At 40.9% G+C, this 10,216-nt stretch carries 11 protein-coding genes; 6 read left to right on the top strand and 5 right to left on the bottom strand.

What is annotated here, in order from left to right; translation table 11 throughout:
* The first annotated feature begins 154 nt into the window (after positions 1-154).
* Complete coding sequence (locus tag ACTNES_RS16935; protein WP_291816920.1) at positions 155-1,423, top strand: M18 family aminopeptidase; 1,269 nt, start codon at positions 155-157, stop codon at positions 1,421-1,423.
* Positions 1,424-1,476: 53 nt separating this feature from the next.
* Positions 1,477-2,286: a Cof-type HAD-IIB family hydrolase gene (locus tag ACTNES_RS16940; protein ID WP_441040184.1), complete on the top strand. Its 810-nt coding sequence runs from the start codon at positions 1,477-1,479 to the stop codon at positions 2,284-2,286.
* A 17-nt stretch (positions 2,287-2,303) separates the two neighbouring features.
* On the opposite strand, the gene ACTNES_RS16945 is transcribed toward ACTNES_RS16940, so the two are convergent.
* A complete protein-coding gene (locus ACTNES_RS16945; protein ID WP_441040185.1) occupies positions 2,304-3,248 on the bottom strand; it encodes an AEC family transporter in 945 nt (314 codons plus the stop codon).
* A gap of 212 nt (positions 3,249-3,460) precedes the next feature.
* On the opposite strand from ACTNES_RS16945, the gene ACTNES_RS16950 reads away from it, so the two are divergent.
* The 3 genes from ACTNES_RS16950 to ilvC all read left to right on the top strand — a co-directional run bounded on the left by ACTNES_RS16950 (position 3,461) and on the right by ilvC (position 6,389).
* The gene (locus ACTNES_RS16950) at positions 3,461-4,513 is read left to right on the top strand and encodes a tyrosine-protein phosphatase (RefSeq protein WP_279198605.1); all 1,053 of its coding nucleotides are present in this window, start codon (positions 3,461-3,463) and stop codon (positions 4,511-4,513) included.
* A 228-nt stretch (positions 4,514-4,741) separates the two neighbouring features.
* A complete protein-coding gene (gene ilvN, locus ACTNES_RS16955; protein WP_008704845.1) occupies positions 4,742-5,239 on the top strand; it encodes an acetolactate synthase small subunit in 498 nt (165 codons plus the stop codon).
* A gap of 130 nt (positions 5,240-5,369) precedes the next feature.
* A complete protein-coding gene (gene ilvC, locus ACTNES_RS16960; protein WP_055153673.1) occupies positions 5,370-6,389 on the top strand; it encodes a ketol-acid reductoisomerase in 1,020 nt (339 codons plus the stop codon).
* A 175-nt stretch (positions 6,390-6,564) separates the two neighbouring features.
* Here ilvC and ACTNES_RS16965 read toward each other — a convergent pair whose 3' ends face one another.
* Complete coding sequence (locus ACTNES_RS16965) at positions 6,565-7,092, bottom strand: hypothetical protein (protein WP_216460021.1); 528 nt, start codon at positions 7,090-7,092, stop codon at positions 6,565-6,567.
* Between the two features lie 204 nt (positions 7,093-7,296).
* Between ACTNES_RS16965 and ACTNES_RS16970 the strand changes: the two genes are divergently transcribed.
* Positions 7,297-7,482, top strand: a complete 186-nt coding sequence (locus ACTNES_RS16970; protein ID WP_291808164.1) for a hypothetical protein — start codon at positions 7,297-7,299, stop codon at positions 7,480-7,482.
* 101 nt (positions 7,483-7,583) lie between these two features.
* Here the strand turns inward: ACTNES_RS16970 and ACTNES_RS16975 are convergent, their stop codons facing one another.
* From ACTNES_RS16975 to ACTNES_RS16985, 3 genes are all read right to left on the bottom strand, one after another.
* On the bottom strand, positions 7,584-8,306 hold the full coding sequence (locus tag ACTNES_RS16975; RefSeq protein WP_291808160.1) for a LytR/AlgR family response regulator transcription factor: 723 nt from the start codon (positions 8,304-8,306) through the stop codon (positions 7,584-7,586).
* A gap of 71 nt (positions 8,307-8,377) precedes the next feature.
* Positions 8,378-9,646: a sensor histidine kinase gene (locus ACTNES_RS16980; RefSeq protein ID WP_291808157.1), complete on the bottom strand. Its 1,269-nt coding sequence runs from the start codon at positions 9,644-9,646 to the stop codon at positions 8,378-8,380.
* A 371-nt stretch (positions 9,647-10,017) separates the two neighbouring features.
* Positions 10,018-10,216, bottom strand: a 199-nt coding sequence (locus ACTNES_RS16985) for a hypothetical protein (RefSeq protein ID WP_441040186.1), incomplete at its 5' end; no start/stop codon positions are given.

A 10,216-nucleotide genomic window follows, 5' to 3' on the forward strand; every position in this document is an offset into this window, starting at 1 on the left:
CTAAAGCACAACATTAAAGAAAGGAAAAACTGATGCATTGGTTATTTCTGTCCGACTGAGATTGGTCATTTTCTCCCGACAATAAATGGCTAATTTCTCCCGACGCTAACATCATTTCATAATCATTCAAATCATTCAAATGGAGAATCAAACTATGTACAGAAAAACAGCAAAGAAGTTACTGAAATTCATAGAGAAAAGCCCCACTGCATTTCAGGCAGTGACGGAGATGACCAAGAGGCTTGACCAAGAAGGCTTTGAAGAATTGAAAGAGGAGGATCACTGGAAGCTTAAAAAAGGCGGAAATTATTATGTGACCAGAAATCATTCTGCGATCATAGCTTTTTCCATTCCGCAGAAGCCTGTGTGGAAGTTTCATATTATGGCAAGCCACAGTGATTCCCCTTCCCTTAAAATCAAGGAGAATCCTGAGATAGAGGTGGAGAATGCTTATATCAAACTGAATGTGGAGCGTTACGGTGGAATGATTCTGTCTCCGTGGTTTGACAGACCTCTGTCAGTGGCAGGAAGGCTGATCGTCCGTCAGGATGGAAAAATCAGAGAGAAGATGGTGACTGTGGACAGAGATTTGCTGGTTATTCCTAATCTTGCCATTCATATGAACAGGGAAGTAAATGACGGATATAAATATAATGTGCAGAAGGATATGCTGCCTCTTTTCAGCGATAAGGAAGGAAAGGGCAGATTTATGGAAACTGTGGCTGAGGCCGCAGATGTAAAGACGGAAGATATTCTGGGACATGATCTGTTTCTTTATGACAGAACTCCGGGTACTCTGTGGGGAGTAAATGAGGAATTTGTCTCTGCACCCAGACTGGATGACCTGCAGTGTGCATTTTCTTCTCTGGAAGGATTCCTGCAGGGAAATCGTGAAGAAAGTATTTCTGTACATTGTGTGCTGGATAATGAAGAAGTGGGAAGCAGTACAAGACAGGGGGCTGCTTCTGCTTTCCTGAAGGATACTCTGATGCGGATCAATATGGGACTGGGACGTACCCAGGAGGAATATTATATGGCACTTGCAGACAGTTTTATGATTTCTGCAGATAATGCCCATGCTCTCCATCCAAACTATACGGATAAGACAGATCCGGTAAACCGTCCGGTGCTGAACGGAGGAATCGTGATCAAGTACAATGCAAACCAGAAATATTGTACAGACGGAGTGTCCGCTGCAATTTTCAAGGATATCTGTGACAGGGCAAAGGTGCCGTACCAGACCTTTGTAAACCGTTCAGATATGGCAGGCGGTTCCACGCTGGGAAATATTTCCAATACCCAGGTTCCTGTGAAAACAGTGGATATCGGTCTGGCACAGCTTGCCATGCACTCTGTATATGAAACAACAGGTGCGAAAGATACAGAGAGCCTGGTTAAGGCAGCGACAGTATTTTTTGCATAGCTTGTCGGCACACTGGAAGATAAACGTAAATATAAAAATCAGGAGATAAGAAAGTGAACAGAAAAGCAGTGTTTTTTGATGCAGACGGAACACTCTGCGATATGGAAAAGGGTGTACCCCAGAGCACAAAGGAGGCATTGAAGAAATTAAGAGAAAACGGTCATGACGCATGGCTTTGCACAGGCAGGAGCAGGGCCTTTGTTTCCCGTTATCTGGAAGAGCTTCCGTTTACCGGTATGATCAGTGCCTGCGGGGCTACCATTGAAAAGGATGGAGAACGTCTTTTTAATAAAGAGATGCCCCCGGAAGTTGCAAAAAAATCAGTGGAAATCCTGCGCAGATATGGTCTGGTCCCGGTTATGGAAGGTGCAGATTTCATGTATTATGATAAGGATGAATATAATACAGATGTGAACTGGTATACGGATCTGATCACAGAATCTTTAGGATCTAAATGGCGTCCCATCAGGGGAAATGAAGACTGTATGCGCATTAATAAGATCAGTGCAAAGATGATAAAGGGCTGTGATTCAGAAGCTGCCTACAGGGAACTGAGTGAGTATTATGACATTATCCGTCATGAGAGTGGTTCAGGGATTGCGGGAACCACCATTGAACTTGTCCCAAAGGGCTTTAACAAGGCAGTGGGGATCTCGGCAGTGTGCAGACTCTTTGATATTCCATGGGAGGATACGATCGTGTTTGGAGACAGCAATAATGATCTCGCCATGTTTGAATATGCGGCAGTGAAGGTTGCCATGGGAAATGGTTCGGAGAAAATAAAAGCTCTGGCTGATCATATTACACAGGATATGTTCCATTATGGAATCAGAAACGGACTGGAATATCTGAAGCTAATATAAACATAAAAAGCCTGGGATCAGATCAGTCCCAGGCTTTTGCATATGTAGAGCCAGATTGTCATGGTAAAGGAGCTTAGCAGAGTGGTAGTCATAACCACACCGGAAGTAAAATCACCGTCATAATCCATGTTTTTGGCCATGATATAACAGCTTACAGTAGTGGCAGAACCAAGCATGATAATGATCGCAACCAGCATATCATGGGAAAATCCCAGAAGCACAGCCAGTGGGAGGAATACAGCTTCATATCCCACAAGCTTCAGAAAGGTACATGCGATCAGTGGTTTCGGTCTTGCGAATGCCTTGCCGAATTTCAGTGCGCCACCCATGGCCATCAGCCCAAGAGGAGTCGCTGTTTTTCCGAGATTATCTACGGCAGTATTCAGAATTGCTGGCATTGGCAGATGAAGCAGTGACCACACCATACCTGTCAGGATACCAAGGATAATAGGGTTCGTGGCGATTCCTTTCAGGGTTCGGATGAGTTTTGCGGTATCAAGTTTACCGCCGCCGGGAGCGAACAGTGACAGTGTTATAGCTGCCATCACATTATAAAGCGGTACACTTCCGATGATCATAAGCGGTGCCATTCCTGCGTTTCCGTAAAGATTCTGGATAATTGCAATTCCAAGGATCGCAGCGCTACTCCGGTAAGAAGCCTGGATAAATTCGCCCTGGATATTTCGCGGTTTCAGCAGATAGGAAAGACCTGTGGAAATTCCGATACTGATCAGTGTGACAAAGAAGCAGAACAATACAAATTTCGTATTCCACACACTGTAGAAATCTGACTTTGCAATATCCAGAAACAAAAGCGCAGGCAGAGCTGCATTAAATACGAACTTATTCAGACGGCTTACAAAGGTGTCATCAAAGAGTCCGATCTTCCGAAAAAAGAGCCCGAGCATCAGGGTAAGAAAAATCGGGATTGTAGCATTAAGACAGAAAATAAGATTTTCCATTTTCATAAATCCTTTCAAAAAAATGATTTCTGTACAAAAAGTACGGTTCATAAGGTGACTGCTAATCACAATAACACCATGATTATAAACGTTTGACAGGAATTGTCAAATTTTGATTTCTGTGTTATTCTGAAAAAAACTGGTTGCTGTTTTGTGCGCATTGCGAAGCAAAGTGAACAGTAATAAAATTGCAGACAGTGGAGTGGTGGATCATGAAGTATGGAAAGATAAGGATAGAAGATGGATTTCTGGTTTTTACCAGACATATGATGATAAACAATCTTCCATGTAAAGATATTGTATGGGCATATATGCGGAAAGAGGGAGCGGATGAAGGTGATGACAGACAGCTGAGTGTAAATTATCTTGTAATTGTCACCAGACGTAAGAAGAGATACAAATTCGATATGACAGAAAAAGAGATCCATGAGTGTATCCGCATTCTTAAGATATTAAACCCGGATATGGCAACTGGTTTCCCGAAGGGTGGCAGGATATCTCTTCAGAGCCTGCCGAATACCAGAGATCTGGGTGCAATCGTTACAGCTGATGACAGACACATCTTGCCGAGGAGGCTTCTGAGAAGCGGGGAACTTTATCACATTTCAGAGAGCGATAAGAACAGACTCAGAGAAGAATATAATCTGAAGACGGTGATTGACCTGCGCTCGGCAGAAGAGAGAAAATGTAAACCGGATACTATTATGGCAGAAGTGGAATACTACCATGTACCGGTTGTGGATGAGGATGTGCAGGTTATCAGCAACAGAGAACAGTTTGTGAAAATGCTTGCAGGACTTCCGGATGATATAGAAGAATATATGATCAGACAGTACAGGAATTTATGTATGGATCAACTGGTGTTGAAACAGTATGCGAGGTTTATCGATATTCTTTTCAGGCAGGAAAAAGGTGCTGTTTTGTGGCATTGCGGAACAGGAAAGGACCGTACCGGGATCGGGACTGCTTTTCTGCTCAGTCTGCTGGGGGTGGAGGAAGATGTGATATATGAAGACTATCTGCGCACAAACCGTTATATGGAGCCCAAACTGGTATATATGCAGAGACTTGTACAGACCTGGCCGGAGGCAGATGAGAAAATGACCGAGAAGCTTCCAATTATATATAATGTAAAAGAGGAGTATCTGGCTGCTGTTTTTGAAACAGTGAAAAAGACTTATGGTTCTATGGAAAAGTTTTTCCAGACCGTATTTTATCTGAAACCGAAAATGATCGAAGAGTTCAGAAATAAATATCTGATATAGGCAGTTGATTTGATGTTTTTACAAAAGTTATCATAGAGTTACTGTTCACTGGTAATATCCCGCGAAGCGTGTTGCTGGGAACGGAGTGAACAGTAACGTCACAGAAAGACATTTGTTTTTGTGTGAAAAATTTATTGACAAAATCACGATTATTGATATAATGGTAACCATACGAGCTATTTATTATATTAACGTGGTGAAAATGTACACGTTGAAAGCAGGTGGGACATGCAGAAGAGAGTATTATCCCTGTTAGTAGATAATACTGCAGGTGTAACAACCAGAGTATCTGGATTATTCAGCCGCAGAGGCTATAACATCGACAGCATTACCGGAGGTGTAACAGCGGACGAGCGCTTTTCCAGAATTACCGTTGTGTGCAGCGGGGATGAACTGATTCTGGAGCAGATCACGAATCAGCTTGCCAAGCTTGTAGATGTAAGAGATATTAAGATCCTGGAGCCGGACAACAGCGTATGCCATGAATTAATGATGATCAAGGTGGCGGCGAAACCGGAGCAGAGACAGGGACTCATTTCCATAGCGGATGTTTTCCATGCGAAAGTTGCAGACGTAAGTGTGGATTCCATGATACTGGAGATGACAGGCAACCACAATAAACTGGAGGCATTTCTTGAGCTGATGGGCGATTATGAGATTCTCGAACTTGCACGTACAGGAATGACCGGTTTATCAAGAGGTTCGCAGGATGTAACCTATTTCTGATGAAAGACCGGAAGGCTTTTCGGAACGCAGGAAATTGAAAAATATCTCAGAAACAGTACATATTATAGTTTGCTAGGGGAGCATCCCTTAACGATAAATTTTTTTTTACGATTAGCAGGAGGAAAATAAAATGGCTAACAAGATTTTTTATCAGGAAGATTGTAATTTAAGCTTACTGGATGGTAAAAAAATTGCAATTATTGGATACGGAAGCCAGGGACATGCACATGCTCTGAACTTAAAGGAATCCGGATGTGATGTCATTATCGGTCTTTACGAAGGCAGCAAATCCTGGAAGAGAGCTGAAGAGCAGGGCTTTAAGGTATATACAGCAGCTGAAGCAGCTAAACAGGCAGATATCATCATGATTCTTATCAATGATGAATTACAGGCTAAACTTTACAAAGAATCCATCGAGCCAAACCTTGAAGAAGGCAACATGTTAATGTTTGCTCATGGTTTCAATATCCATTTCGGATGCATCAAACCACCAAAGAATGTTGATGTTACAATGATCGCTCCTAAAGCACCTGGTCACACAGTAAGAAGTGAGTATCAGGCTGGAAAAGGAACACCTTGTCTTATCGCTGTAGAGCAGGATTACACAGGAAAAGCTCAGGATCTTGCACTGGCATATGGTCTTGGAATCGGCGGAGCAAGAGCTGGTCTTCTTGAAACTACATTCCGTGTAGAGACAGAGACAGACCTCTTTGGTGAGCAGGCTGTACTTTGCGGTGGTGTTTGCGCACTTATGCAGGCTGGTTTCGAAACACTTGTTGAAGCTGGTTATGACCCAAGAAATGCATACTTTGAATGTATTCATGAAATGAAACTGATCGTAGACCTGATCTATCAGTCAGGATTCGCAGGAATGAGATATTCTATCTCCAACACTGCTGAATATGGCGATTACATCACAGGACCTAAGATCATCACAGAAGATACAAAGAAAGCTATGAAGAAAATTCTTTCTGATATCCAGGATGGTACATTTGCAAAAGACTTCTTACTTGATATGTCTGATGCAGGTGCACAGGTTCACTTCAAAGCTATGAGAAAGAAAGCTTCTGAGCATCAGTCTGAGAAAGTTGGCGAAGAAATCCGTAAACTTTACAGCTGGAATGGCGAAGACAAACTTATCAACAACTAATCTGAATAGGATTAAAATAAAATCCCTCGCCGGATGCGGCGGGGGATTTTTTGAATATGTATAGTTTGGTTATTGTAGATTCTAATTCAGAGATACTGAGAAACAGAAAAACCAAAAATGAAATTTCTGATATGAATTCAATGGTAAATATGTACATATCTATAATGATGATTAATTACAGTTCAACAATCTGACCCTTTTCAACGTCATATTTGCAGTATTTCCCATTTCCGGAAATAAATGGCTGATAGGTATCAGTTCTGTTATCTTTCAGATATACGATACCAGTCGCAATCATTTCGACTAATGAGAAACGTTTGCTGAGACTGGAAATCCATTTATATGTTTTGTTCTTTGACGAACTTGCCATGACCATGTTGTAGGAATGACCATGCTCGGCTTCTTCCAGAGAGAAGTATACTTTCTCTGCTTTGTCAGGAGCGTCAAAAACCTGACTGGTGATGTAGGAAGAAAAATTGGTCTCTACAAATTTACGGAAAGATTTCATGTCGTAAGTAATCTTGGAAACCTCATCTGTAATCTTATCTCCACGTTCCAGACGTGTTTTGATGATATTTAAGACATCTACAGTCCAGTTGATGAAAGAAATACTTTCGTAATTCATACTTTCCATCAGTTCTGAGATCAGATTCTTTGACAGAATGTTAGAGCGCACCGCCTCATCGTAAAGTTCTTTGTTCATAACATTTTCCCCCTTTTTTCATTATATTAGCATTCCGCATGCTTTTATGATATACTGATTATAAATCTGTTTACTGCAAATTGCAATAAAAACAACGATGAAAACGAAAAAAATTGTACATATTAGCCATTGTTTGTTCGCTGCTATTCCGCGAGGCGTTTGGTGTAAATATGCATGATTAATGATGAAAATAAGGAGGACATTATGGAAATAGAAGAAGAGTTTATTTCAGGATTCTGCAGAACATGCAATGGAGGAATTACAGTCTGTTGTGAATATGCCGTAGAGGGGGACAAAAGAACTCTCACGTTTATGGACTGTGCATATGACAGATGTGTAAACCATGCTGCCTGTGAAATTTATAAACAGGCACATGAACTGGAGCGATAAAAAGACAAAAAACAATCCCGGGTATTAGTTTTGATATAAGGACGATACACGGGATTTGTTATGTAAAAGGATATATAATTAAGCAGACAAATTTCTGATAGTCAGTTATTGGAAGCGGAATCAAACATGTATGCAAAATAAGCATCTTTAAATGCAGAATAACTGTTTCTGGAAATTGGAATAGAAGAGGAAATTCCGGTAGTGATCAGATTTCGGGTGAACTGCTTCACACGCGACAGGTTTACGATGTAACTACGGTGGCACTTAAAGAATCCTTTTTCAGGTGTGAAGACTCCTTCGCATTTCGAAAATAATTCACGGATTTTCAAAATGGTTCCATCTGAGAGATAAACCAGAACCTGTTTATTCTGAGCTTCCAGATAATCCACATCATTGAGGGTGATCTTGCAGAAACCATCTGCAGTATGTGCGGTGAAAGTTTCTGCTGAAGCCTCGAAATCATTTAGAAACTCATCCATGACAGAGAAGAGTCGATGGTTGTTTATCGGTTTCAGAAGATAATTAAGGGCCTTTACTTCATAGGATTCTAATGCGAATTCTCTGGAATAAGTCAGGAAAATGATCGGAACTGTTATCCCTGCATTTCGCAGTTCCCTTGCAGTGTCTATGCCATTTAGCAGAGGCATGATAATGTCCAGGAAAATCAGATCCACGGAAGTAGTCTGCAGAGCTGTCAGCAGATCATCTCCATTCATATATTGATACAGAGTGAGGGAAAGACCATTATTAACGGCCCAACGTGTCAGAAGTGTCCGTAGTTCCTGACCGAAGTCTATTTCATCATCACAAATTGCGATTTTCATAAAATTTTCCAAAAACCTTTCTATAATATATGCACATCTAAATATCTGGCAGAAATTTGGAATGCCAGATATTAGATGATAATTCTCAGGACAAAACAATGGTCAGTGATCGAGAAATGGCACTGGCCATTTAACTGATCTACATAATAAATAATACTCTTGACTCCGATCCCATGTCCATTTCTGTTGGAAACCGGAACTCCATCTACAAACTCAGGAATCTTTTCTACGGGATTTTCGAGCTGGAACAGGAGATGGTTCTTTTTTTGGGAAAGTGTAAGCTTGGCCCATTTTGAAGAGGATTCCAGATTCTCCAGTGCATGCATGGAATTCTCCAGTGCATTGGACAGAATCGTACAGATTGCCAGATCAGGACAAGGGAGATCTTTCCCTGTGGAAACATTGCAGTTAAGAGAGAATCCCTTGTCTGTGAAACGGGAATGATAAATGGAGAGCACAGAGTTAAGCATCTCATTTCTGGAATAACTGGCGATAATGGTATCGTCATATGCAGAACTGATTTCATGGATATATTCCTGTGCTTTATCCGGATGATCGTTCTGCAGCTGAGTCAGAATGATGTTCAACTGATGACGCATATCGTGCCGGAGGATTGCCAGTTTCTGACTGCTGATCTTTACCTGCTCGATTTCTTTTTGCATGGATTGAATCTGTATTTCGCGAAGATCACTGTATTGTTTCAATTCCTGTTTGTTCTCGTATTCTCTAAAATATACCATGAGAAATACCAGATAGGCAATACAAAATGCAAATCCCATGAATTCTACGACTGCCTTATTTCCGGAATAGAGCAAATGGGAGAATTTGGTGGAGGTATAGTCAAAAATGTAATAAACAAAAGGAAGGAAACCAATGATAGAGAGTTCCCGGGCATTTTTGGCAAAGATTGTTTTCGTGGAGCGGAATACATATTTAAAAAGAATGACAAAAGTTGTAACTGTCGTCAGGATTCGCACAAAATAATAACACCACTGGGCCCCTGTCACTGCCAGAGCAAATAATCCGACCCAATTGCTTATCTGACAGCACAGATAGGCAGAAAAAACAGAGATAGCAGAAGAAATCAGTGGATATTTATAATGATAGGTCAAAAATAAGATCAGTGGGAAATGCACGATCAGCGGGTAGGACATATTTGCAAGTGTTTCTCTGAATAACAGAAAACCGATTATATATAAGCATCCCTGTCCGCTAAATAGCAGAAATAAAGTCATAATATTCTTTCGATTAGGCTTTACTCCAAGAAAGAAAGCAGAACAGTAAATTCCAAAAAGCATAGTTGTAATACCATGAATGGCAGAAAGAATCTGCACCAGCATAATAGCACCTCCATTTTACACATCATATAGAAGTCAGGGTCAAAAGAGAATTTGCTCCTGACTTCATAAATAAGTATAAAAGATTCTATCTATAATAACAACCCTTGGGCTATGATCTGAAATACCATTCGCGCTGTATATTCACCATTCGCACAAAACGGAAATAAGAAGTTCTTTTTGTGTTAAAATAATTACACAGTTACAGAAGAAACGGAGGACAGCGGAAGAGATTTGTATTTGGAATATGTGTATGAAGAGTCTTGACCGGCGCGAAAGAAAAAGAAAATGAAAAAAGAAGACGGGCAGATATGGAAGTGGCACCATATCTGCCCGTCTTCTTTTGAAGTTGATCCGTTGTAGTGATTATTTAGTTACTGTTCACACGCCACTATCCCGCGAGGTGTTTTGACATGAATATGCCAAAATCCCGAGACATACGGCGCGAATTTATGCGGCTGGATTAAATTAACTTGTTGTGCTAGATAAAATAAATATAAAGAAACTTCAACAAAATGTGCTATCCTATTTGTAGGGAATACAACGAAAGGAGGCATCATTATGTTGAAGTTC

This window comes from Blautia sp. HCP3S3_D9, from assembly GCF_052063845.1.
Classification (GTDB): Bacteria; Bacillota; Clostridia; order Lachnospirales; family Lachnospiraceae; genus Blautia_A.